This is a genomic window from Thalassobaculum sp. OXR-137 (assembly GCF_034377285.1).
Lineage (GTDB): Bacteria > Pseudomonadota > Alphaproteobacteria > Thalassobaculales > Thalassobaculaceae > Thalassobaculum.
Map to the genome: position 1 here is coordinate 1,163,103 of NZ_CP139715.1, position 22,856 is coordinate 1,185,958.

20 protein-coding genes are annotated in these 22,856 nt (G+C 68.0%); 14 read left to right on the plus strand and 6 right to left on the minus strand.

Annotation, left to right across the window (positions count from 1 at the left end):
- The first annotated feature begins 49 nt into the window (after positions 1-49).
- The 11 genes from T8K17_RS05490 (at position 50) to pnp (ending at position 12,451) form a co-directional block, all read left to right on the plus strand.
- The gene (locus T8K17_RS05490; RefSeq protein WP_322333497.1) at positions 50-502 is read left to right on the plus strand and encodes a helix-turn-helix transcriptional regulator; all 453 of its coding nucleotides are present in this window, start codon (positions 50-52) and stop codon (positions 500-502) included.
- 173 nt (positions 503-675) lie between these two features.
- Positions 676-1,842 carry a methionine adenosyltransferase gene (gene metK / locus T8K17_RS05495; RefSeq protein ID WP_322333498.1) on the plus strand — a complete coding sequence of 389 codons (1,167 nt, stop codon included), beginning with the start codon at positions 676-678 and terminating at the stop codon, positions 1,840-1,842.
- A 69-nt stretch (positions 1,843-1,911) separates the two neighbouring features.
- Positions 1,912-2,625 carry a tRNA (guanine(46)-N(7))-methyltransferase TrmB gene (gene trmB, locus T8K17_RS05500; protein WP_322333499.1) on the plus strand — a complete coding sequence of 238 codons (714 nt, stop codon included), beginning with the start codon at positions 1,912-1,914 and terminating at the stop codon, positions 2,623-2,625.
- Positions 2,626-2,828: 203 nt separating this feature from the next.
- The gene (gene rimP, locus T8K17_RS05505; protein WP_416153190.1) at positions 2,829-3,275 is read left to right on the plus strand and encodes a ribosome maturation factor RimP; all 447 of its coding nucleotides are present in this window, start codon (positions 2,829-2,831) and stop codon (positions 3,273-3,275) included.
- A 79-nt stretch (positions 3,276-3,354) separates the two neighbouring features.
- On the plus strand, positions 3,355-4,926 hold the full coding sequence (gene nusA / locus T8K17_RS05510; RefSeq protein WP_322333501.1) for a transcription termination factor NusA: 1,572 nt from the start codon (positions 3,355-3,357) through the stop codon (positions 4,924-4,926).
- Entirely contained in the window at positions 4,874-5,587 is a 714-nt protein-coding gene (locus tag T8K17_RS05515; protein WP_322333502.1) for an RNA-binding protein, read from the plus strand. The genes nusA and T8K17_RS05515 overlap by 53 nt, the downstream gene beginning before the upstream one ends.
- Before the next feature lie 42 nt (positions 5,588-5,629).
- A complete protein-coding gene (infB, locus tag T8K17_RS05520) occupies positions 5,630-8,260 on the plus strand; it encodes a translation initiation factor IF-2 (RefSeq protein ID WP_322334930.1) in 2,631 nt (876 codons plus the stop codon).
- Positions 8,261-8,293: 33 nt separating this feature from the next.
- Positions 8,294-8,746: a 30S ribosome-binding factor RbfA gene (gene rbfA, locus T8K17_RS05525; protein WP_322333503.1), complete on the plus strand. Its 453-nt coding sequence runs from the start codon at positions 8,294-8,296 to the stop codon at positions 8,744-8,746.
- The gene (gene truB, locus T8K17_RS05530; protein WP_322333504.1) at positions 8,736-9,662 is read left to right on the plus strand and encodes a tRNA pseudouridine(55) synthase TruB; all 927 of its coding nucleotides are present in this window, start codon (positions 8,736-8,738) and stop codon (positions 9,660-9,662) included. Before rbfA ends, truB begins: the two co-directional genes overlap by 11 nt.
- A 14-nt stretch (positions 9,663-9,676) precedes the next feature.
- Positions 9,677-9,946, plus strand: a complete 270-nt coding sequence (rpsO, locus tag T8K17_RS05535; protein WP_322333505.1) for a 30S ribosomal protein S15 — start codon at positions 9,677-9,679, stop codon at positions 9,944-9,946.
- Between the two features lie 387 nt (positions 9,947-10,333).
- Positions 10,334-12,451 (plus strand): polyribonucleotide nucleotidyltransferase, encoded by a 2,118-nt coding sequence (pnp, locus tag T8K17_RS05540; RefSeq protein WP_322333506.1) that lies wholly within the window; start codon positions 10,334-10,336, stop codon positions 12,449-12,451.
- Between the two features lie 74 nt (positions 12,452-12,525).
- Here pnp and T8K17_RS05545 read toward each other — a convergent pair whose 3' ends face one another.
- Positions 12,526-13,548, minus strand: a complete 1,023-nt coding sequence (locus T8K17_RS05545; protein ID WP_322334931.1) for a glycosyltransferase family 1 protein — start codon at positions 13,546-13,548, stop codon at positions 12,526-12,528.
- A gap of 70 nt (positions 13,549-13,618) precedes the next feature.
- Positions 13,619-14,392, minus strand: coding sequence for a UDP-2,3-diacylglucosamine diphosphatase (locus T8K17_RS05550; RefSeq protein ID WP_322333507.1), 774 nt, complete (start codon positions 14,390-14,392; stop codon positions 13,619-13,621).
- 254 nt (positions 14,393-14,646) lie between these two features.
- Between T8K17_RS05550 and T8K17_RS05555 the strand changes: the two genes are divergently transcribed.
- Complete coding sequence (locus T8K17_RS05555) at positions 14,647-15,618, plus strand: diacylglycerol kinase family protein (protein ID WP_322333508.1); 972 nt, start codon at positions 14,647-14,649, stop codon at positions 15,616-15,618.
- A 134-nt stretch (positions 15,619-15,752) separates the two neighbouring features.
- Here the strand turns inward: T8K17_RS05555 and T8K17_RS05560 are convergent, their stop codons facing one another.
- Positions 15,753-16,271, minus strand: coding sequence for a YHS domain-containing (seleno)protein (locus tag T8K17_RS05560; protein WP_322333509.1), 519 nt, complete (start codon positions 16,269-16,271; stop codon positions 15,753-15,755).
- A gap of 137 nt (positions 16,272-16,408) precedes the next feature.
- Complete coding sequence (locus T8K17_RS05565) at positions 16,409-17,755, minus strand: TldD/PmbA family protein (protein WP_322333510.1); 1,347 nt, start codon at positions 17,753-17,755, stop codon at positions 16,409-16,411.
- Between the two features lie 99 nt (positions 17,756-17,854).
- Here T8K17_RS05565 and T8K17_RS05570 point away from each other — a divergent pair, with 99 nt between their 5' ends.
- Complete coding sequence (locus T8K17_RS05570) at positions 17,855-19,066, plus strand: M24 family metallopeptidase (RefSeq protein WP_322333511.1); 1,212 nt, start codon at positions 17,855-17,857, stop codon at positions 19,064-19,066.
- A 156-nt stretch (positions 19,067-19,222) separates the two neighbouring features.
- On the opposite strand, the gene T8K17_RS05575 is transcribed toward T8K17_RS05570, so the two are convergent.
- Positions 19,223-20,791 (minus strand): MFS transporter, encoded by a 1,569-nt coding sequence (locus T8K17_RS05575; protein ID WP_322333512.1) that lies wholly within the window; start codon positions 20,789-20,791, stop codon positions 19,223-19,225.
- 171 nt (positions 20,792-20,962) lie between these two features.
- On the opposite strand from T8K17_RS05575, the gene T8K17_RS05580 reads away from it, so the two are divergent.
- A complete protein-coding gene (locus T8K17_RS05580) occupies positions 20,963-21,337 on the plus strand; it encodes a DUF4170 domain-containing protein (protein ID WP_322333513.1) in 375 nt (124 codons plus the stop codon).
- Here the strand turns inward: T8K17_RS05580 and T8K17_RS05585 are convergent.
- On the minus strand, positions 21,327-22,742 hold the full coding sequence (locus tag T8K17_RS05585; RefSeq protein ID WP_322333514.1) for an MATE family efflux transporter: 1,416 nt from the start codon (positions 22,740-22,742) through the stop codon (positions 21,327-21,329). The two genes, T8K17_RS05580 and T8K17_RS05585, sit on opposite strands and share 11 nt — an antisense overlap.
- Positions 22,743-22,856: the final 114 nt, after the last annotated feature.

Genomic DNA, 22,856 nt, shown 5'->3' on the forward strand with positions numbered 1-22,856 from the left:
ATGGTCTATTAGTCGTGGGGTTATTTGGTTAACGAAATCAGAGGATCGCATGGCGAACGACCGCCCAGGGCGCCGTCGGGTCGGCCGTCCGCCTACGGCTACGAATCCGAACCCCATCGATATCCACGTCGGAGCCCGCGTTCGCCTGCGCCGCACGCTACTGGGCATGAGCCAGGAGCGGCTGGGTGAAGCCTTGGGCCTCACCTTCCAGCAGGTGCAGAAGTACGAGCGCGGCGCCAACCGCGTCGGCGCCAGCCGACTGTTCGAGCTGGCGAAGGCCCTCGGCGTCCCGGTGTCCTACTTCTTCGACGACATGCCGGGCGAGGACGGGATCGAGCCGTCGGCCCCCGCGGTCGGTCCGATGGAGGAGGATCCCATGCGCCGCCGCGAGACCATCGAGCTCGTGCGGGCGTACTACCGGATCACCGACGACACCGCCCGGCGGCGGCTCTACGAGCTGATGCGATCGATCGCGGGATCGATGGACGGCGAGAAGCCCTGACACGATACCGCCTGCGGTCCCGGTCGTCGGCCGGGACCCCGCTTTCGGCTTTCCCCTTGACCCGGGCCGGCATTCGCGCAAAAACGCCGGCCCGGTACAGTCCGCTGCGTGCGCTCAACGCTGCGGCAGCCAAGCGTTGATTCCCGCGACAGTCGAGCATCCCGGAGGCCCCGTTGAGTCAAGCCAGCTACCTCTTCACAAGTGAATCCGTCTCCGAGGGGCATCCTGACAAGGTATGCGACCGGATCTCCGACACGGTGGTCGATCTGTACCTGGGCGCCGACCCGGGCAGCCGCGTCGCTTGTGAGACCCTGGCCACGACCAACAAGATCGTGCTCGCCGGCGAAGTCCGCGGCCCGTCCAGCGTCACCCACGAGGTGATCGAGGAGGCGGTGCGCGCCGCCGTGAAGGACATCGGCTACGAGCAGGAGGGCTTCCACTGGAAGACCGCCAGCCTGGAGAACGTCCTGCACGAGCAGTCGGTCGACATCGCCATGGGCGTCGATGCCTCGGGCAACAAGGACGAGGGCGCCGGCGACCAGGGAATCATGTTCGGCTACGCCTGCACCGAGACCGACGTGCTGATGCCGGCGCCGATCCATTTCAGCCACGAGATCCTGCGCCGCATGGCGGTCGCCCGGAAGAACGGCACCGCCAAGGGCCTCGGCCCGGACAGCAAGAGCCAGGTGACCCTGCAGTACGAGAACGGCAAGCCGGTGCGCTGCACCTCGGTGGTCGTCTCGACCCAGCACGACGCCGACCTGTCCCAGGAGCAGGTGCACGAGCTGGTGCTGCCCTTCGTGCGCGACGTGATGCCCGAGGGCTGGGTGGACGACGACACCGTGTACTACATCAATCCGACCGGCCGGTTCGTGATCGGCGGCCCGGACGGCGATTGCGGCCTGACCGGGCGCAAGATCATCGTCGACACCTATGGCGGTGCGGCCCCCCATGGCGGCGGTGCGTTCTCCGGCAAGGATCCGACGAAGGTCGACCGCTCGGCCGCCTATGCCGCGCGCTGGGTCGCCAAGAACGTGGTCGCCGCCGGCCTCGCCGAGAAGTGCGTGCTGCAGGTCTCCTACGCCATCGGCGTGTCGCATCCGCTGTCGATCTTCGTCGATACCTACGGCACCAACAAGGTGGACGAGGCGAAGCTCTCCAGCGTCATCGCCGAGATGGTCGACCTGTCGCCCCGCGGTATCCGCGAGCGCCTGGCCCTGTCCAACCCGATCTACGCGCCGAGCTCGGCCTATGGCCATTTCGGCCGCAAGCCGGACGATGCCGGCCGCTTCACCTGGGAGCGTCTTGATCTGGTCGACGAGCTGAAGGGCGCGTTCTAAGAAACGCGATCCGTGACTGACGGCGGCCGGGCGATCCGGCCGCCGGACCGAAACCGACCCAGTAGAGCCATGTCCGACCACGGTGAAGAGCGGCTGTTCTTCGGCCGGCGCAAGGGGCGTCCCCTGCGCGCGGGCATGCAGCGCCGGATCGACGAGGATCTCGTGCCGCGGCTTGTGCCGGTGGAAACCGCGCCGGACAACGCGACCGATCCGAAGACCTGGTTTCCCGAGCCGCCGCGCGCGGTCTGGCTGGAGATCGGCTTCGGCGGCGGCGAGCATCTGGCCTGGCAGGCGCAGCAGAACCCGGACGTCGCCCTGATCGGCTGCGAGCCCTTCGTCAACGGCGTCGCCTCGCTGCTGCGCCATCTGGACGAGGTCGAGGGTGACCGGGTGCGGATCCATCCCGACGACGCGCGCGACGTGCTCGACGTGCTGGCGCCGGAAAGCCTGGAGCGGATCTTCGTCCTGCATGCCGATCCCTGGCCGAAGCGCCGCCACCATTACCGCCGGATCATCCAGCACGACACCATCGCCCGGTTCTACGAGCTGCTGAAGCCGGGCGGGATCCTGCGGATGGCGACGGACGATCCCGGTTACCTGGTCTGGATCCTGGCGCGCATCACCGCCCATCCGGAGTTCCGCTGGACCGGCACGTCCATGGCGGATTTCACCGAGCGCCGCGAGGACTGGCCGGAAACCCGCTACGAGGCCAAGGCCAAGCGCGAAGGCCGGATGCCGGCCTATATGGAGTTCCGCAAGCCCGCGGAAACCTGCCAAGGATAGGTGCGGTCGCGGTCCCTACCGCACGCCGGACTTGCAGCCGCAAGCGGTCTGCTATATATCAACGGCTCTTCAATCGGACTATTGATCGGGGGTGGGCCAACGGCCCACTTTTTTGTTGGTGCCGCCGCCGGTCGCAGGTGAGGACAAGGGTGGACCCACATATCCGGCGCATCGAAGGAATCGTGACCCCGTCCATCGAAGCCATGGGCTTCGAGGTCGTGCGGGTCATGATCACCGGTGGTCAGCGGCCGACGCTGCAGATCATGGCCGACCGGAGCGACGGAACGATGATCTCGGTCGACGATTGCGCCGAGATCAGCCGGACGGTGTCCGCCGTGCTCGACGTGGAGGACCCGATCTCCGGGGAATACACGCTGGAGGTTTCCTCGCCCGGGATCGACCGGCCGCTCACGCGGCTGAAGGATTTCGAACGCTGGGCCGGGTTCGAGGCCCGGGTCGACATGGACGTGCCGATCGACGGCCGCAAGCGCTTCAGCGGTCGGATCAAAGGCGTCGCGGACGACCGGGTGCAGGTCGAGCTCGACGACAAGGCGGGGACGGTGGACCTGCCGTTCGAGGGAATTTCGCGGGCCAAGCTCGTGCTGACCGATGCACTGCTCGACGCCAGCCGGCCCCAGGGGCAGGGCTGACGGCCGAAAGGCCGGGACAGGGTTAAGGGAGTAACCAGTGCGGGTCCGCCCGCCGGGTTGATAGAGGACGAACAAGCCGATGGATATCGCCACGACACCGAAGCTGGAGCTGATCCAGGTCGCCGATGTGGTCGCCCGTGACAAGGGGATCGATCGCGAAGAAGTGCTGATCGCCATGGAGCAGGCGATCCAGAAGGCCGGGCGTTCGAAATACGGCCCCGACCACGATATCCGCGCGACCATCGACCGGCGCACGGGCGATATCAGCCTGAAGCGCTGCACGACGGTGGTCGAGGAGGTCGAGGACGAGTTCGCCGAGATCACCCTGGCGCAGGCCAAGAAGATCGACCCGGCGCTGGAGGTCGGCTCGGTCATCGACGAGCCGCTGCCGCCGATCGATTTCGGCCGCATCGCCGCCCAGACCGCCAAGCAGGTCATCGTCCAGAAGGTCCGCGAGTTCGAGCGGCGCCGTCAGTTCGAGGAATATGACGGCCGGGCCGGCGAGATCATCAACGGCGTGGTCAAGCGCGTCGAGTACGGCAACGTCACCGTGGAAATCCCGCGCGCCGAAGCGGTGCTGCGCCGCGACCGGCTGCTGCCGCGCGAGACGTTCCGCCAGGGCGACCGGATCCGCGCCTATATCGAGGACGTGCGCGAAGAGCAGCGCGGCCCGCAGATCTTCCTGTCGCGGACCCATCCGGAATTCATGCGCCAGCTCTTCCGCCAGGAAGTGCCGGAGGTCTATGACGGCATCATCGAGATCAAGGCCGTGGCCCGCGACCCGGGTTCCCGCGCCAAGATCGCGGTGATCTCCTACGACAGTTCGATCGACCCGGTCGGCGCCTGCGTCGGTATGCGCGGCTCCCGCGTCCAGGCCGTCGTCGGCGAGCTGCAGGGCGAGAAGATCGACATCATTCCGTTCTCCGACGACCCGGCGACCTTCGTGGTGAACGCCCTGGCGCCGGCCGAGGTGTCGAAGGTCGTGCTCGACGAGGACCAGGGCCGCATCGAGGTCGTGGTGCCGGACGAGCAGCTCTCGCTGGCCATCGGCCGCCGCGGCCAGAACGTCCGCCTCGCCTCCATGCTGACCGGCTGGGATATCGATATCCTGACCGAGCAGGAGGAGTCGGACCGTCGCCGCGAGGAATTCCGCCAGCGCTCCGAATCCTTCATCGGCGCCCTCGACATCGACGACGTCATCGCCGGCCTGCTGGTCGCCGAGGGCTTCGCCTCGGTGGAGGAGATCGCCTACACGGATATCGACGACCTGGCCGAGATCGAAGGCTTCGACGCCGACATCGCAGAAGAGCTGCGCACCCGCGCGTTCAACTTCGTGCAGGCCGAGCGTCAGCGCCATGACGACCGCCGCCGCGAGCTGGGCGTGACCGACGAGTTGGCCGAGCTGGAAGTGTTCACGCCGTCGATGCTGGTGACGCTGGGCGAGAACGGGGTGAAGACCCTGGACGACCTGGGCGACCTTGCCAGCGACGAGCTGCGCGAGATCCTGCCGGATGCCGGCTTCGACGAGGATGCGGCGAACCAGATCATCATGGCGGCCCGCGCCCATTGGTTCGACGGCGAAGACGGTGCCGAGGCGAATGCCGGGGTGGACGCGGACGCCGAGGAGAGCGATCCTGAGCCGAAGGCATGAACCGAAGAACCGGGACGACGACGGCGAACGCCGCTGTTTCGTCACCCGCGAGGTTCAGCCGCGCGGCGGGCTGATCCGCTTCGTCGTGGGTCCGGACGGCTCGATCGTCCCGGATGTCGACGAGCGGCTGCCGGGCCGGGGATTATGGGTTTCCGCCGATCGGGCCACGCTCGACGAGGCGGTGACGAAACGGCTGTTCGCCCGTGCGGCGAAGCGGTCGGTCACGGTGGATCCCACCTTGACCGATCGGGTCGAGAAGCTGATCACGCGGCGTTGCGTGGAGACTTTGTCGCTGGCGCGTCGCGCCGGCGGCGCGGTCGCCGGTCAGACCAAGGTACGCCAGGCCCTGGAAGCGGGGCGCCCCGGCGTTCTGGTCGAGGCGGGCGATGGTGCCGAGGACGGGCGTGCCCGTCTGCGCGCACTGGCTGGGACGCGACCGGTGGTGTCGTGCCTGGCATCGGCGGAGATCGCCGAAGCTTTCGGGCGCGACCATACGGTACACGCGTTCGTCGAATCCGCCGGTCCGCGGGCCGGTCTGGCGGACCGGTTGCTGCGTGAAGCGGCGAGACTAGAGGGTTTGCGGCCGGAAAAGGCTGCATCAGATGTGGGCCCCGGCTTGGAAAACCTCGCCGGGACGTGTATTCAGGGCGCCAAGTACTGATGGCCTGCCCGTTGACGGATGGATGACGTGGGCAAAGACGATATGTCGAGCACCAACGAACAAGATCGCAAGAAGCTGAGCCTCGGGTCCGGCAAGGGCAAGCTGTCGCTTGGCAAGACGGTGGAAACCGGTCAGGTCAAGCAGAGCTTCTCCCATGGCCGTTCCAAGACCGTGCAGGTCGAGGTGCGCCGGCGACGGCCCTCTCAGCCGGTACCCGGATCGCGCGAGGCTGCAATCGCCGCGGCGAAAGCCGGTGGCGGAAAGGGCGGGCGCGAGCTGACCGCCGAGGAGCGCGAGGCCCGGGCCCGCGTCCTCGAGCAGGCCGCCGCCAAGCGCCCGGAGGAGCTGCCGGAAGCCGTGGCCGAGGCCGCCGCGCCGACGGCACCGGTGACCGAGACGACGGCCGCCGAGCCGGAAGCCGCGCCCGAGCCGGCCGCCCCGGTGGATCGCCGCCAGGCCGAACTGGATGAGATGCGCAAGATCGAGGACGCTGAGGCCGCGGTGAAAGCCGCCGAAGCCGCGCGCCTCGCCGAGGAGGAGGCCGCCCGTCAGGCGAAGGCCGCCGCCGAGCGCGCCACCGCCCGTCTGGACCGCGAGCCGGCCAACACCTCCCCGGCCGCGTCGCCGGCGGCGCGCGTTCCGGTCGACAACGAGGAAGACGACCGCCGCAAGCGCAGCGGTGGCGGCGGCGGTGCGAAGGAAGTGCCGGCCAAGCGCCCGGCCCGTACCCGCACCACCAACGAGCCGCGCCGCCGTCAGGGCAAGCTCACCATCAGCGACGCGCTGAGCGGCGATAGCGGGCGCGTGCGCTCGCTCGCCTCGGTCCGTCGTGCCCGGGAGCGGGAGCGTCAGCGCGGTCGCGACAATCAGGGCGATGCGGTCAAGCAGTCGCGCGACGTGGTCGTGCCCGAGACCATCACCGTCCAGGAGCTCGCCAACCGTATGGCGGAGCGCGGCGGCGAGGTCATCAAGTCGCTGATGAAGATGGGCGTCATGGCGACCATCAACCAGATCATCGACGCCGACACCGCGGAACTGGTGGCCCAGGAGTTCGGCCATAAGGTCCGCCGCGTCGCGGAGTCCGACGTCGAGCTCGGCATGACAGGCGACGAGGACCGGGACGACGATCTGCGTCCGCGGCCCCCGGTGGTCACGGTCATGGGTCACGTCGACCACGGCAAGACCTCCCTGCTCGATGCGATCCGCCAGGCGGACGTGGCGTCGGGCGAGGCCGGTGGCATCACCCAGCATATCGGCGCCTACCAGATCGAGGTGCCGTCGGGCGACAAGATCACCTTCATCGACACCCCGGGCCACGAGGCCTTCACCGAGATGCGGGCGCGCGGCGCCAACGTCACCGACATCGTCATCCTGGTGGTGGCGGCCGATGACGGCATCATGGCGCAGACGGTCGAGGCCATCCGCCACGCCCGGGCCGCCAAGGTTCCGGTCATCGTCGCGGTCAACAAGATCGACAAGCCGGATGCCGACCCGCAGCGGGTCCGCACCGAGCTGCTGCAGCACGAGATCGTGGTCGAGGACATGGGCGGCGACGTCCAGGCGATCGACGTCTCGGCGCTGACCAAGCAGGGCCTGGACACGCTGCTGGAGGCCATCGCGCTTCAGGCGGAAGTGCTCGAGCTCAAGGCGAACCCGGATCGGGCCGCCGCCGGCGTGGTCATCGAAGCCAAGGTCGAGCGCGGCCGCGGCTCCGTCGCCACCGTGCTGGTCCAGCGCGGCACCGTCCGGACCGGCGACGTTTTCGTTGCGGGTGCGGAATGGGGCCGGGTGCGCGCCCTGGTCAACGACCGTGGCGAGCCGGCCGAGAGCGCCGGGCCGAGCGAGCCGATCGAGGTCCTGGGTCTCCAGGGCACGCCGACCGCCGGTGACGATTTCGTCGTCGTCGAGAACGAGAGCCGGGCCCGCGAGATCGCCGATTACCGTCAGCGCCTGATCCGCGAGAAGAGTGCGACCGCCGGTGCCCGCGGCACCGTCGAGCAGATGCTCTCCGCCATCAAGTCGGGCGAGGCCGAGGAACTGCCGCTGGTCATCAAGACCGACGTGCACGGTTCCCTGGAAGCGATCCGGGCGACCCTGGAGAAGCTGGAGACCAGCGTGGTCAAGCCGCGCATCCTGCACTCCGCGGTCGGCGGCATCAGCGAGTCCGACGTGTCCCTGGCGGGCGCTTCGGGCGGCATCATCGTGGGCTTCAACGTCCGCGCCAACCCGCAGGCCCGCGAGATGGCGCGCCGCGACGGGATGGAGATCCGCTACTACTCGATCATCTACGACCTGATCGACGATGTGAAAGCCCTGCTGACCGGCATGCTGGCGCCGGAACTCAAGGAAGAGTTCCTGGGCTACGCGCAGATCCGCCAGGTTTTCAACATCACCAAGGTCGGCAAGGTGGCGGGCTGCATGGTCACCGACGGCGTCATCAAGCGGGGCTGCAAGGTCCGTCTGCTGCGCGACAACGTGGTGATCCACGAGGGCTCCCTGAAGACCCTGAAGCGCTTCAAGGACGAGGTCCGCGAGGTCCGCGAGGGTTACGAGTGCGGTATGGCGTTCGAGAACTACGACGACATCCGCGACGGCGATCAGATCGAGTGCTTCGAGCTGAAGGAAGTTGCCCGGACGCTCGAACAGGTTCAGCAGGAGGCGTCCGCCGGCTAAGACGGCGGCGTCTCGCCGAACGGGATTACGATCATGGCGAAGCGCGACGAGGCCCGCGAGGGCCCGAGCCAGCGACAATTGCGTGTCGGGGAAGAGATCCGGCGCGTTCTCGCCCGCGTGTTCGAGCGCGGCGAGCTGCATGAGCCTGCCCTGTCGGGCGTGCGCATCACCCTGTCCGAGGTCAGCGTGTCTCCGGACCTGCGCAACGCCACGGTCTGGGTGATCCCGCCGATCGACGGGGAGATCGCCGACATCCTGCCGATCCTGAGCCGGGTGGCGGGACGGCTGTCCGGCCAGGTCGCCCGCGAGGTGCGCATGAAGTTCGCGCCGCGCCTGACCTTCAAGCGCGATACCGCCTTCGACGCCTCCCAGCGCATGAACGCGATCCTGAACGACCCGGTGATCCGCCAGGACGTCGCCGCCGCACCCGAATCCTCGGACGAGGACTCCACCGAAGACGGCGGGTCCGACACCCATGGCGCGTAGGAAACGGGGCAACCCGGTCCACGGCTGGGTCATTCTCGACAAGCCGATCGACATCACCTCCACCCAGGCTGTCGCGACGGTGCGCCGGGTGTTCGACGCCGCCAAGGCGGGCCATGCCGGCACCCTGGACCCGCTGGCCACCGGGGTCCTGCCGATCGCCCTGGGCGAGGCGACCAAAACCGTTCCCTATGTGATGGACGCCACCAAGGACTATGCCTTCACCGTGCGCTGGGGTGAGGCGACCTCGACCGACGACGCCGAGGGCGAGGTGGTGGCGACCAGCGACGCGCGGCCGGACGCGGCGGCGATCGCCGGCGTGCTAGATCGTTTCGTTGGCGAAATAGAGCAGGTTCCGCCCAAGTTTTCCGCCATCAAGGTGGACGGCGAGCGCGCCTACGACCTGGCGCGATCCGGCGAGGACGTCGAGCTCGACTCCCGCCGCATCCAGATCCTGGACCTGCGGATGGTCGACATGCCCAGCCGCGACGAGGCCCGGTTCACCGTCACCTCGGGCAAGGGCGCCTATATGCGGTCGCTCGCCCGCGACCTCGCCCTCGCCCTGGGCACGGTCGGCCATATCCGCGATCTGCGGCGCCTGCGCGTCGGTCCGTTCGGCGCGGATCGCGCGATTTCGCTGGATTCCCTGGCGAAGCTGATGCATAACCCCGCCTCTTTGGAGCACCTGTGCCCTGTTGAGACCGCGCTGGACGGCATCCCGGCGCTGGCCTTGAGAGGCCCGGAGGCGACGACGCTGCGCAACGGACAAGGCGTTCCGGTCTATCGCTCGATGGATCGGGACCGGTTCGGCGATCTGCAGGAAGGCGATCTGGTCTATGCCACGGACGGCACGGTCCCGGTCGCCATCGCGCGGATCGAAAGCGGCGCCATTCGTCCGGTAAGGGTGCTGAACCTCTAGATAAGGAGAGGACGATGTCGATTACTGCAGAGCGCAAGGCAGAGCTCATCAAACAATATGCCCAGAAGGAAGGCGACACCGGTTCGCCGGAAGTGCAGGTCTCGATCCTGAGCGAGCGCATTTCCAACCTCACCGAACACATGAAGACCCACAAGCACGACTTCCACTCGCGCCGGGGTCTGCTGATGATGGTCGGCCAGCGCCGCCGTCTGCTGGACTACCTGAAGCGGAAGTCCAACGACCGCTACTCCGCGCTGATCACCAGCCTGGGCCTGCGCCGCTAAGCGCTCCGGCCTGGCGGGTCTTCGTACGCGCCGACCCTACGGACAGACACGAACCCCGGTCGGCCTCAGGCTTTCCGGGGTTTGTCGTATTCGGGTCCCGGGGCACGTGCGCGTTGACCAGCGCGGCTTTCCGTGTCAAAGAACCCGCGCGCAAAAAGAGACGAAATATGAGAACCGAAGGCCGCCATTGGGGCGCCATGACGCAAGGAGCGTCCATTTTTTCTTCATCGCACTTTTGATCGCGGGTCGCCGCCGGCTATGCGCTGCCGGGGGCTGGTCGTGTTGGTCCATCCGGACGCGGGCATCCACCGCGGCACGGGCCGACCGGAAGAGAAGGCGGACAGCGACGGGCCATGTCTGTCGGTTCGAAACTGAGGATTGACACGTATGTTCGACGTTTACCGCAAGGAAATCGAATGGGGCGGGCGCACGCTCACCCTTGAGACCGGCAAAATGGCCCGCCAGGCCGATGGCGCCGTCCTCGCCCGCTACGGCGACACCGCCGTTCTCTGCACCGTGGTCGCCGCCAAGACGCCGCGCCCGGGCATCGACTTCTTCCCGCTCTCGGTCCACTACATGGAGAAGACCTACGCCGCGGGTAAGATCCCCGGCGGCTTCTTCAAGCGCGAGGGCCGTCCGAGCGAGAAGGAGACCCTGACCTCCCGCCTGATCGACCGGCCGATCCGCCCGCTCTTCGTCAAGGGCTTCAAGAACGAGGTGCAGGTGATCTGCACGGTTCTCGCCCACGACCTGGAGAACGATCCGGACATCGTCGCCATGGTCGGCACCTCCGCCGCCTTGTGCCTGTCCGGCGCCCCGTTCCTGGGCCCGATCGGCGGCGCGCGCGTCGGCTATAAGGATGGCGAGTACATCCTGAACCCGACCATGGACGTGACCCGCACCGAGAGCGAGCTCGACCTGGTCGTGGCCGGCACCGAAGAAGGCGTGCTCATGGTCGAGTCGATGGCGTCGGAGCTGTCGGAAGAGATCATGCTCGGCGCCGTCAACTTCGGTCACGACAGCTTCCAGCCGGTGATCAAGGCGATCATCGAGCTGGCCGAGGCCGCCGCCAAGGATCCGATGGATCTGCCGGAGAGCCCGCTGGACCTGGACGCCATCCGCGGCAAGCTCGAGGCGGCCTGCAAGGCCGACCTGGAAGCCGCCTATGACGAGCCGAACAAGTCCGAGCGCCAGAACAAGCTCGCGGCCGCCAAGGAGAAGGCGCTCGCCGCGATCGAGGACGACGCCGAGAAGGAAGCCGCCAAGGGCCTGATGAAGGGCCTTGAGGCCGACATCGTGCGCGGCCGCATCCTGGAGACCGGCAAGCGTATCGACGAGCGCGACACCAAGACCGTGCGCCAGATCGTGGCCGAGGTCGGCCTGCTGCCCCGGACCCACGGCTCCGCCCTGTTCACCCGCGGCGAGACCCAGGCGATGGTCATCGCCACCCTGGGCACCGGCCAGGACGAGCAGATCATCGACGCGCTCGAGGGCGAGTACCGCGAGCACTTCCTGCTGCACTACAACTTCCCGCCGTTCTCGGTGGGCGAGGCGGGCCGCGTCGGCTCCCCGGGCCGCCGCGAGATCGGCCACGGCAAGCTGGCCTGGCGGGCGGTGAAGCCGCTGCTGCCGAGCAAGGAAGCCTTCCCCTACACCCTGCGCGTGGTCTCCGAGATCACCGAGTCCAACGGCTCGTCGTCCATGGCGACGGTCTGCGGCACCTCGCTGTCGCTGATGGATGCCGGCGTGCCGCTGGCCCGTCCGGTGGCGGGCATCGCCATGGGCCTGATCAAGGAAGGCGAGAAGTTCGCCGTCCTGTCCGACATCCTGGGTGACGAAGATCACCTGGGCGACATGGACTTCAAGGTCGCCGGCACCGACAAGGGCGTCACCGCCCTGCAGATGGACATCAAGATCACGTCCATCACCCGCGAGATCATGAAGGTCGCGCTGGAGCAGGCGAAGGACGGCCGGATGCACATCCTGGGCGAGATGGGCAAGGCCCTGTCCGCGGCCCGCGACGGCGTCTCCGACACCGCGCCGAAGATGATCTCGATCAAGATCCCGGTCGACAAGATCCGCGACGTGATCGGCTCGGGCGGCAAGGTGATCCGCGAGATCTGCGAAGTCACCGGTGCGAAGATCGATATCGACGACGACGGCACCGTGAAGATCGCCGCCGTCGAGCAGGCCTCTCTCGACGCCGCCCATAACTGGGTCTACTCGCTGACGGCCGAGCCGGAAGTGGGCAAGATCTACGACGGCAAGGTCGTGAAGACCCTCGACTTCGGCGCCTTTGTGAACTTCCTCGGCCCGAAGGACGGTCTGGTGCATATCAGCCAGCTGACCTCGGCCAAGCGTCCGGAAGCGGTCACCGAGGTCGTCAAGGAAGGCGACAAGGTGAAGGTGAAGGTCATCGGCTTCGACGATCGCGGCAAGGTCAAGCTGTCGATGAAGGTCGTCGATCAGGAGACCGGCGAAGATCTGGAAGCCGCTGCCGAGTAATCGGCTTCTACTTCGACTTATAGAGAAATAGCGGCGCGGCAGCCTCGGTTGCCGCGCCGTTTCCGTTTCCGGGGCTATGCCGCGCGGACCTGACCTTCCGCCGGGTCGAACGGCTGCAGGTTGTCGAGGAACATCTCGGCGCAGCGCGCCCAGGTGAACTGCAGTCCCCGCGTCCGGGCCACGCTCCGGTCGATCGTCAACGCCCCGGCCACCGCGCGCGCCAGATCCTCGTCCAGCACGCCCGCGCCGCTGTCGGCGATCACGTCCAGCGGTCCCGGCACCGGATAGGCCGCGACCGGTACGCCGCTGGCCAGCGCCTCGATCAGCACCAGGCCGAAGGTATCCGTGCGGCTCGGGAAGACGAACACGTCGGCCGAGGCATAGTGCGCGGCCAGGTCCTCGCCCGATTTCGCGCCGACGAACACCACATCGGGATGCTGGCGCATCAGCTCCGCGCGCTGCGGGCCGTCGCCGACCACGACCTTGGTCCCCGGATGGTCCAGCGCGAGGAAGGCGCCGATATTCTTCTCCACGGCAACGCGGCCGACATACATCAGGATCGGCCCGGGCAGGTCGAGAATGGACGGGCGCGGATGGAACAACCGCACGTCCACGCCCCGGGTCCAGTCGCGCAGGTTGGCAAATCCGTGCGCCTCCAGCTCACGGCGCAGCGAGGCGGTCGCCACCATAACCCCGCTGGAGGGCGCGTGGAACCGGCGCATCATCCGGTAGGTCCAGGCCAGCGGAATCCCGGCCCGGGCCTGCAGGTACTCCGGAAACTTGGTGTGGTAGGCCGTGGTGAAGGGCAGGCCGCGCGCCAGGCAGTAGCGCCGGGCGGCATGGCCGAGCGGCCCCTCGGTGGCGATGTGGATGGCGCAGGGATGGGCGGCGTCCAGCAGGTCGGCCACGCGGCGGTCGGGGAACAGGGCCAGGCGGATTTCCGGATAGGTCGGGCAGGGCACCGTGCGGAACCGGTCCGGCGTCACGAAAGTCACCCGATGCCCGCGCGCGCGGAGATGCTCGGCGGTGGTCGCCAGGGTGCGGACGACGCCGTTGACCTGGGGATACCAGGCGTCGGAGACCACCGTCACATGCAGCGGCGGAGCCGGCCCGACAGCCTCGGGCAAGACCTCCGTCCGCGCGAGGGCGGGGACCATGACCGTCACCTCAGGCGGCGAAGGACATCTGTCGGGTTTCGACCCAGTGAACGATCTCCATCTCGCCGTTCAGGTCCTCCACCAGGGCGGTGCAGCTCTCCACCCAGTCGCCGTCGTTGCAGTACAGGATGTCGCCGATCATCCGCATCTCGGCCTTGTGGATGTGGCCGCAGACCACCCCATCGACCCCGCGCCGCCGCGCCTCGTCGGCCAGCGCGTCCTCGAAGGCGCCGATGAACTCGACCGCGCGCTTGGCCTTCTGCTTCAGATAGGCGGACAGCGACCAGTACGGATAGCCGAGCCGGCGGCGCACCTCGTTGAAGGCGACGTTCAGCGACAGCAGGGTGGCGTAGGACCAGTCGCCCAGCACCGCCAGCCACTTGGCGTAGGTCACGACCACGTCGAACTCGTCACCGTGGATGACCAGGAACCGCTTGCCGGTCTTGGTGACGTGGATGTGCTCCGGCCGGATCTCGATCTGGCCGAAATCGGAGTTCAGGTATTCCCGGAACAGGTCGTCGTGGTTGCCGGGGATGAAGATGACCTTGGTGCCCTTGCGCGCCTTGCGCAGCAGCTTCTGCACCACGTCGTTATGGGCCTGCCGCCAGCCCCAGCTCCGCTTCATCCGCCAGATGTCGAGGATGTCCCCGACCAGGTACAGATATTCGGAATCGGTATGCTTCAGGAAATCCAGCAGGTATTCTGCCTGACACCCGCGGGTACCCAGGTGAATGTCGGATATCCAGATCGCCCGGTATCGGGTGATACCCCGTTCCGCGTTCATGCCGCACCCCGCCGCAACCGCATCGACCAGTAAAAGTTCTACAAGTTGATAGCTCCGTTAGATGACACTCCATATCTGGTAAAATTAAATATCTATGACATTTAGCGCCGGTCTGCTCTTCGATTTGCGATATGAACGCTTGCGCCGGCTCGTCACAAAACCTTAACAATACTCGCCAGAGCAGGGCTTTCACTCGCCGACCGCGCTCGGCCCATCAGCCGTAGGGCCAAAACAGGCCGAGAGGATATATGGACATGCATACCGACCCCGCGACCGCGTCCACGGAACCGGTCGTCCCGCCGGCGGCCCGGCCGGAGGGCGACGGCGATCCCGCGGTCAGGACGGTGCGGCGCGCGCTGATCATCTTCAATCGGAACGCCGGCGGCGGACGCAAGGTCGCCCGGCTCGACGAGACGGTCACCCGGCTGACGGAGGCCGGGGTCGAGGTCGAGATCCACCTCACCTCCTTTGCCGGCGATGCCGAGCAGACCGCCCATGCCGCCCGGTTCCTGGGCAGCGGACCCGATGTGGTGATCTGCGCCGGCGGCGACGGCACGCTGAACGAGGTGGTGAACGGTCTGGCCGGCGGCGACACGCCGCTGGCGCTGCTGCCGATCGGCACGGCGAACGTGCTGGCGGCCGAGATCGGCCTCGCCACCGATATCGATACGGTCGTCGACACGATCTTCCACGGCCGGCCGGTGCCGGTCCACCTGGGCATGGCGAACGGGCGCTACTTCACCCTGATGACCGGGGTGGGTCTGGACGCGGAGGTCGTCGCCAGCGTCGACCGCAAACTGAAGCGCAAGACCGGCAAGCTGGCCTACGGGCTCGCCACCCTCAAGCGCTGGTCGGTCTACCGCGACCACCATTTCCGGGTGACGGTCGACGGGATGGAGCACCGGGCCGCCGGCGTCATCGTCGCCAACGGCCACTACTACGGCGGCCGCTTCGTCTGCGCCGAGAATGCCCGGATCACCGAGCCCGGCCTGCATGTCTGCCTGTTCCAGAAGCCGGGGCGGTGGCAGGCGATCTACTACATGATGGCGCTGTTCGGCGGGTTCCTGGACCGGCTGAACACCTACAAGGTGATCCCCGGCCGCGACATCCACATCGCCGACGACCGCGACGGGCCGGTGCAGGGCGACGGCGACATCATCACCCAGCTTCCGCTCACCATCGGGGTCGCGCCGGAGACGGTGCGGATCCTGATGCCGCGGGGGTAGATCCCCGCTTTCCTCGTAGATCCCCGCCTTCCTCCCCTCCAACCGACTTCCCGGACTCGATCCGGGACCTCCGCACAACGGCAGCAGGATCCCGGATCAGGTCCGGGAAGTCGGAATGGGAGGTGGAGAGTAACTCAGCGGGCGAGCTGGTTCGGCGGTTCGGACCAGACCGCCTGGTTCCACTTGCGGTCGGCGGTGGCGATGTAGCCGGCGGGATTGCGCTGCCAGATTTCGCGCACGGCGTCGTTGCGCGACAGGTAGAGCTTGCCGTCGATGATGTCGAAGACCCGCGGGTCCGTGGTGTAGGCCTTGCCGCGCGACATGCCGTACAGGCTGTAGCCGCCGTATTGCGGCGCGTAATGCTCCGGGTTCTCGCGGAACAGCTGGGCGTTTTCGGCGGTGGTGAAATACCAGACAGCGCCGCGCCACTCGACCCGATGGTCGGGCGAGCCGGACGCGGGTTCCGGATCGACGAAATAGGACACCGGGTCGTAGCCGCCGAGGGCGACGCCGTCGCGCTCGAACACCGGTGCCGGTCCGGCGGTTGCGGCCCCGTTGGCCGGCATGCCGGCGCCGCAGGCCACGAAGATGCCGCCGACGGCGGCAAGGCCCAGCACGGCGGATACACGCATTAGGGCGGGCAGGTTTCTCATGTCACTTTCTCCAGGCTCCGGCGCTCGGCCGGCCCCCCGCCCGAGCCCGCATATAGGGAGCGGTCTCGGGCATCGCCAGAGAAAAAGTGTCACATTCCGGAGAGGGACCGGTGAGCGGCCCCGCGAGCCCTCTCCCGTCAGCCCTCGCCGCCGCCCACCAGCAGCCCCTCGATCCGGATGGTCGGGCTGTCCATGCCGTATTTGAATTCCAGGTCGTCCGCCGGGAGCAGGGAGGCGAACATCTCCTTCAGGTGACCGCCGATGGTCATCTCGGAGACCGGGAAGGTGATCTCGCCGTTCTCGATCCAGTAACCGGCCGCCCCCCGGCTGTAATCGCCGGTGACCAGATTGACGCTGGTGCCCATCATCTCGGTGACGAGAAACCCGCTCTCGATGTCCTTGATCATGTCTTCCGGCGAGACCGTGCCGGCGGCCAGATACAGGTTGCTGACGCTCGGCCCGGGTGTTCCGCCGGTGCTGCGCGAGGCGCTGGCGGTGCTCTCCAGCCCGAGCTGGCGGGCGGTGGCGAGGTCCAGAGTCCAGCTCGTCAGCCGGCCGTTGTCGATCACCGCCCGCGGGCGGGTCGCCAGGCCCTCGGCGTCGAACGGCTTGGAGCGAAAGCCGCGCGGCCGGTGCGGGTCGTCGTGGATCTGGATCTCCGGGCGGAACAGCTGGGCGCCCATGGAGTCCTTCAGGAAGCTGGTGCCCCGGGCGATCGCCGAGCCGCTGATGGCGGAGGCGAGATAGCCGAGCATCGAGCGGGCGGCCCGCGGCTCCATGATCACCGGCACGCGGCAGGTCTTCGGCCGGCGCGGGTTCAGGCGGCGCACGGCGCGCTCGCCGGCCCGGCGGCCGACCTCTTCCGGGTCGTCCAGGTCGGCGTCGAACACCTTGGCGCTGTAGTCGTAGTCGCGCTCCATCTTCTGGCCGGTGCCGGCGATGACCGACACGCTCAACGAATAACTCGACCGTTTGTAGGCGCCGGTGAAGCCGTTGGTCGCGGCCAGGGTGACGTCGGTCACGCCGAACCCGGCCTCGGCCCCTTCGGAATTGGTCACGCCGGCGACGGCCCGGGCGGCGTCCTCGGCCATGCGGGCGCGTTCGACCAGGGTGTCGGCGCTCGGCTCGGTCGGGTCGAACATCTCGATCTGCGGCCAGTCTTTGGCGATCTGCGCCGGATCGGCGAGGCCGGCATACGGATCCTCCGGTGCCACCCTGGCCATGGCGATGGCGCGCTCGATCATGTCGTCCAGGGCATCGCCCTTGAGGTCGGTGGTGGAGACCACCGCCTGGCGCTGCCCGACGAAGACCCGCAGGCCGAGATCCTTGCCTTCGGAGCGCTCCACCGCCTCCGGCTTGCCGAGGCGCTGCGACACCGACTGCGACACGCCCTGGGCGAAGATCGCGTCCGCGGCATCCGCTCCGGCCCGCTTCGCCCGGGTCAGGAGATCGTCGAGCAGATCATGCGGCGAAAGATCGGTCATGGAGGCTTCCTATTCAGGCTGGCGTCGGGTCGTCCGACCAATTAGAGGGCTGAGAGGGATGGTGCAACCATCCGACGGCTTTTACCCAAGGAGGGGTCGATGGGGTTGGATATGGAGCGCCTGAAGCGGATTGAGAATGGGGAGAAGGTTCAGGGGACCTTCTCGGAAGCCGAAATGACCCGGCGGCAGGCCGGATTGCGGGCGATCCTGTCGGAGCACGGGCTCGATGCGGCGATCCTGACCTCCTATCACGGCATCAACTACTACACCGACTTCCTCTACACCCGGTTCGGCCGGCGCTATGCCTGCGTCGTCACGCCGGATGCGGTGACCACCGTCAGCGCCAATATCGACGCCGGCCAGCCCTGGCGGCGCACCGTGGGCCAGAACGTGGTCTATACCGACTGGCGCCGGGACAACTGGTTCCACGCGCTGCAGACCCTGCTGCCGGACGCCAGGCGCATCGGCATCGAATACGACCATGTGGACCTGGACACCCGCCGGCTGCTCGGCGAGGCGTTTCCGGCGGCGGAGTTCTCCGATATCGCGTCGGCGTCCATGCGCCAGCGCATGACCAAGTCGGCGGAGGAGATCGCCCTGATCCGCGAAGGGGCGCGGATCGCCGATGTGGGCGGGGCCGCCTGTGCCGAAGCGGTCGGCGTCGGCGTGCCGGAGCACGAGGTCGCCCTGCATTCGACCCAGGCGATGGTGCGCGAGATCGCGAAGTCCATGCCTCATGCGGAGCTGATGGACACCTGGACCTGGTTCCAGTCCGGCATCAACACCGACGGCGCCCACAACCCGGTCACCTCCCGGCGCATCCAGGCGGGCGACATCCTGTCGCTGAACTGCTTCCCGATGATCGCCGGCTACTACACCGCGCTGGAGCGGACGCTGTTCTGCAAGACCGTCTCCGACGCCCACCGGCGCTACTGGGACATCAATCTGGAGGTCTATTACGCCGGGCTGGAGCTGATGCGGCCAGGCAACCGCTGCTGCGACATCGCCAACGCGCTCAACGAGATCTACGCCCGCCACGGGGTGCTGGAGAACCGGACCTTCGGCTACGGTCATTCCTTTGGCGTGCTCTCCCACTATTACGGCCGCGAGGCCGGGCTGGAGCTGCGCGAGGACGTGGAGACGGTGCTGGAGCCGGGCATGGTGGTGTCGATGGAGCCGATGATCACGATTCCCGAGGGACAGCCGGGGGCCGGCGGCTACCGCGAGCACGACATCCTTATCATCACCGAGGACGGGGCGGAGAACATCACCGGCTTCCCGGTGGGGCCGGAGAAGAACGTGCTGGGGTGACGCTCCCCCAATCCACCACGCGCACTCCCCGGACTTGTTCCGGGGTAATCGGGTCAGGCGGCGCTCACCTCCGGGATGAGCCCACCCACGCAGACGGGATTATCCCGGAACGAGTCCGGGAAGTGCGGGAGGGAGTGGCGAAGGGATGGTAGGGCCTCACCCCTTGCGGCGGCTCGTCTTGGGATACATCACCCAGGCCGCCACCCCGGACGCCGCCGCCAGCACGGCGAGGCCGAGCGTGGCCACGCGGAAGGCGTCGATCAAGGCCAGGCGGGCGGTGGCCACGATCAGCGGTCCCGCCGACCCGGCCCCCTCCGGCGCGGTCAGGCTGGCAAGGCTGCCGGGGTCGCGACGGATCGCCTCGCGTATCTCGGCCGGCATCTCGATCTCGGCCATCAGCGGCGCCTGCAGCCAGTTGAAGGCGATCAGCAGCAGCGGCCCGACCGCCGCCACCGCAATGAGAAAGGCCACCCGGCTGGCGGCGTTGTTCACGGCCGACGCGATCCCTGCATGCCGGTCGTCGACCGCGTTCATCACGCCGGTGGTCAGCGGCGGAATGGAGATCGCCATCCCGATCCCCAGCACCAGAACCCCCGGCAGGAAGGTCGACCAGTAGGGTGTGCCCGTGGTCGGGATCGCCAGCATGCCCAGCCCCAGCGCGGTGATCATCGAGCCGGCCACCAGCGGCATGCGGGCGCCGTACCGGTCGATCAGCGTGCCGCCCCAGCGCGCCAGCAGGAACAGCATGAGGGCGAAGGGCAGGAAGGCCGCGCCGGACTCGGTCGCGGTATAGCCGTAGAGCCGGATCAGGCCGAAGGGGAACAGGAACACCGCCGCGCCCAGCGCCCCGTAGAGCAGCAGGGTCAGCACGTTGGCGGCGGCGAATTCCCGGTTGGCGAACAGGCGCAGCGGCATCAGCGGCATGGAACAGCGCGCCTCGACCCGCACGAAGAGGACCAGGGCCAGCACGCCGACCACGCCCGCGGCGATGCCGATCCGGGAGTCGAAACTCGCCTCTCCCGCCTGGATCAGCGCATAGGACACCAGCCCCAGACCGGCCATGGCCAGCAGGCCGCCCAGCCAGTCGGGATCGCCCCGTGCCTGCGGGTTGCGGTTCTCCTTCACCGAGACCAGCGCCAGCACCAGGGCCAGCGCGGCGATGGGCGGGTTGATCCAGAACACCGAGGCCCAGCCGAAACTGTCGACCAGCCAGCCGCCCAGCACCGGTCCCCCGGCCGAGGTCACGGCGGCGAAGGCCGACCACGCCCCGATCGCCCGGCCGCGCTTGTCCCTCGGATAGGAGGCGGACAGGATCGCCAGGCTGTTGGGCACCAGCAGCGCCGCCCCCACGCCCTGGAACGCCCGGGCGACGATCAGCATGGCGGCGTCCGTCGCCATCGCGCAGGCGATGCTGGTGACGGCGAAGATCACCAGGCCGAGGATGAAGATCCGCCGCCGGCCGATCCGGTCGCCGAAGGCGCCGCCGAGCAGCAGCAGGGCGGCCAGGGTCAGCATGTAGCTGTTGGCGATCCACTGCAGATCGCCGACCGACGCGCCGAGATCGCTCTGGATGTCGGCGAGCGCCACGTTGACCACCGAGCCGTCGATGAAGGCGAGGCTGGAGCCGAGCACGGTCGTCGCCAGAATCAGGCCGCGGCGCAGCCGTCCGAACTCGGCCGGCGCGAGGTCGGAGGGCGGAGGCACGAATGTGTCTGGCTCGGTCATTGCGGGCGCAATCTACTCAGGTCGGCCGGTTTATCCCACTGCATAGATAGGGCTGCATCGGGCTGGTACGATGACGGATGGCGCGCGGCGCCACCGACGCGCGACGGACCGCGCGATTGATGCCCGTCGCCGGCTTCGGTATAGGGGGCCGAACACACGGCGGAGGGTGCCATGGTCTATTGGGTTATCGGCGGCGAATACACCGACACCAGCTTCACCACCATCGTCGGCGGGGACGCCGAAAAGAAGATCGGCCCGTTCGACGATTACGAGACCGCGAAGTCGGTCTGGGGCAAGCTCGCCTGGCAGCATGTGGACGACGCCCATGTGCGCTACCGGATCCTGAACGAGGAAGCCACGGAGTTCTGGGTGGTCGGCGGGGTCTACAAGTCGACCGACTTCACCGAGACGGCCGACGGATCGCCGGAGCAGAAATTCGGCCCGTTCGACGATTACGAAGAGGCCAAAAAGGTCTGGTCGCAGAAGGCGTGGGAGACCGTCGACGACGCCCATTCCCGCTGGCGGGTCGAGAAGATCAGCCACTGACCGCGACAGGGACGGCGGAGACCGCCTGCCGTCCCGCCACAAGGCGCAGCCGAAGCGCCAGCAGCCCCCACACCACGAACAGCCCGAGCGCCAGCCCGGCCCACACGCCCGCGCCGCCGTACCCCATGGGAAAGGCGAACAGGACCGCCGAGCCGATCCCGATCGGCCAGTAGCCGACCAGGGCGATGATCATCGGCATGCGGGTGTCCTTGAATCCGCGCAGGGCGCCCGCCGCCACCGACTGGCCGCCATCGGCGAACTGAAACAGCCCGGCGATCGCCAGATAGGTCACCGCATGCGCCACGGCGGCGTATTCCGCCGGATCGTCGATATCGAGGAACAGCGAGACCAGCGGCTCGCCCCAGAAGACATAGAGCAGGGCCGAGGGCACCATCACCAGCACGCCGACCAGGGTCGCGATCCGCCCGGCCAGCACCGCAGCTTCCGGATCGCGGCGGCCGACCGCCAGCCCGACCCGAACCGTCGCCGCCTGGGCGACGCCGAACGGGATCATGAAGGCGATGGCGGCGAACTGCAGGGCGACCGCATGGCCGGCAAGCTCCGCCACGCCGATCAGCCCGATCAGGAAGCCGGTGGCGGCAAACAGCCCGGCCTCGGCCAGCTTGGTCAGGCCGATCGGCAGCCCGAGCGTCCAGAGCTCGCAGAACCGTCCCCAGTCGGAGCGCCAGAACCGCACCAGCAGCATGTACCGGCGATAGCGCCGGTCGCGCAGGATATAGGCCAGCATCACGAAGAACATGGTCGCCTGCACGACGGTGGTCGCCAGACCGAGGCCGTACAGCTCCAGCCGCGGCAGGCCGAACTCGCCGAACATCAGCGCGTAATCGGCCGCGGCGTTCACCGGAATGCCGACCGCCAGAATCCACATGGCCGGACGCGGGCGGCCATGGGCGGCGATGAAGTTCCGCAGCAGGGCGAAGCCGGCCATGAAGGGCAGACCCCACATCACCCCGTCGCAATAGGTCTGCGCCCGGGCGGCCAGGACCGGGTCCTGCCCCATGGCCAGCAGCAGTTCCTCGGCATGGCCGAAATACAGCCAGGCCGCCGGCGTCACCGACAGGACCAGCCACATGGCCTGACGGAAGGTGCGACGCACGCCCTTGTAGCGGCGCGCGCCGAGTTCCTGGGCGAACATGGCCGAGCTGGCGAACAGCACGCCGAGCAGGGTGACGAAGACCGGAAAGTAGAAGCTGTGACCGAGCTGCGCGGCGGCCAGCGCCTCCGGGCCGAGATAGCCCGTCATCAGCACGTCCGTCGTCTGCAGCCCCATCTGGGCGAGCTGGGTCGCGGCGATCGGAACCGCCAGGGCCAGGGTGGTGCGGACTTCTGTCGCGTAGGCGCTGGGCGCCCGCCGCTCGGACAAGACGGGGTCGGGGGAGACCATAAGCTGCTCCATGGGGTGCACGGGGGGCGCACCGGACCCCGGCTCTAGAAGCGGGGGCGGGTCGGGTCAAGCGCAATCCCCGGACCTCCTGCAACCGTGACGGTTGCGGACCAC

Bases quoted from the DNA above. Each gene is read 5' to 3' on its own strand.
- T8K17_RS05490 (WP_322333497.1), top strand. From the start codon at position 50: ATGGCGAACGACCGCCCAGGGCGCCGTCGGGTCGGCCGTCCGCCTACG.
- trmB (WP_322333499.1), top strand. From the start codon at position 1,912: ATGTCCGACCACGGTGAAGAGCGGCTGTTCTTCGGCCGGCGCAAGGGG.
- rimP (WP_416153190.1), top strand. From the start codon at position 2,829: ATGGGCTTCGAGGTCGTGCGGGTCATGATCACCGGTGGTCAGCGGCCG.
- nusA (WP_322333501.1), top strand. From the start codon at position 3,355: ATGGATATCGCCACGACACCGAAGCTGGAGCTGATCCAGGTCGCCGAT.
- T8K17_RS05515 (WP_322333502.1), top strand. From the start codon at position 4,874: ATGCCGGGGTGGACGCGGACGCCGAGGAGAGCGATCCTGAGCCGAAGG.
- infB (WP_322334930.1), top strand. From the start codon at position 5,630: ATGTCGAGCACCAACGAACAAGATCGCAAGAAGCTGAGCCTCGGGTCC.
- rbfA (WP_322333503.1), top strand. From the start codon at position 8,294: ATGGCGAAGCGCGACGAGGCCCGCGAGGGCCCGAGCCAGCGACAATTG.
- truB (WP_322333504.1), top strand. From the start codon at position 8,736: ATGGCGCGTAGGAAACGGGGCAACCCGGTCCACGGCTGGGTCATTCTC.
- rpsO (WP_322333505.1), top strand. From the start codon at position 9,677: ATGTCGATTACTGCAGAGCGCAAGGCAGAGCTCATCAAACAATATGCC.
- pnp (WP_322333506.1), top strand. From the start codon at position 10,334: ATGTTCGACGTTTACCGCAAGGAAATCGAATGGGGCGGGCGCACGCTC.
- T8K17_RS05550 (WP_322333507.1), bottom strand. From the start codon at position 14,392: ATGAACGCGGAACGGGGTATCACCCGATACCGGGCGATCTGGATATCC.
- T8K17_RS05555 (WP_322333508.1), top strand. From the start codon at position 14,647: ATGCATACCGACCCCGCGACCGCGTCCACGGAACCGGTCGTCCCGCCG.
- T8K17_RS05560 (WP_322333509.1), bottom strand. From the start codon at position 16,271: ATGAGAAACCTGCCCGCCCTAATGCGTGTATCCGCCGTGCTGGGCCTT.
- T8K17_RS05565 (WP_322333510.1), bottom strand. From the start codon at position 17,755: ATGACCGATCTTTCGCCGCATGATCTGCTCGACGATCTCCTGACCCGG.
- T8K17_RS05570 (WP_322333511.1), top strand. From the start codon at position 17,855: ATGGGGTTGGATATGGAGCGCCTGAAGCGGATTGAGAATGGGGAGAAG.
- T8K17_RS05575 (WP_322333512.1), bottom strand. From the start codon at position 20,791: ATGACCGAGCCAGACACATTCGTGCCTCCGCCCTCCGACCTCGCGCCG.
- T8K17_RS05580 (WP_322333513.1), top strand. From the start codon at position 20,963: ATGGTCTATTGGGTTATCGGCGGCGAATACACCGACACCAGCTTCACC.
- T8K17_RS05585 (WP_322333514.1), bottom strand. From the start codon at position 22,742: ATGGTCTCCCCCGACCCCGTCTTGTCCGAGCGGCGGGCGCCCAGCGCC.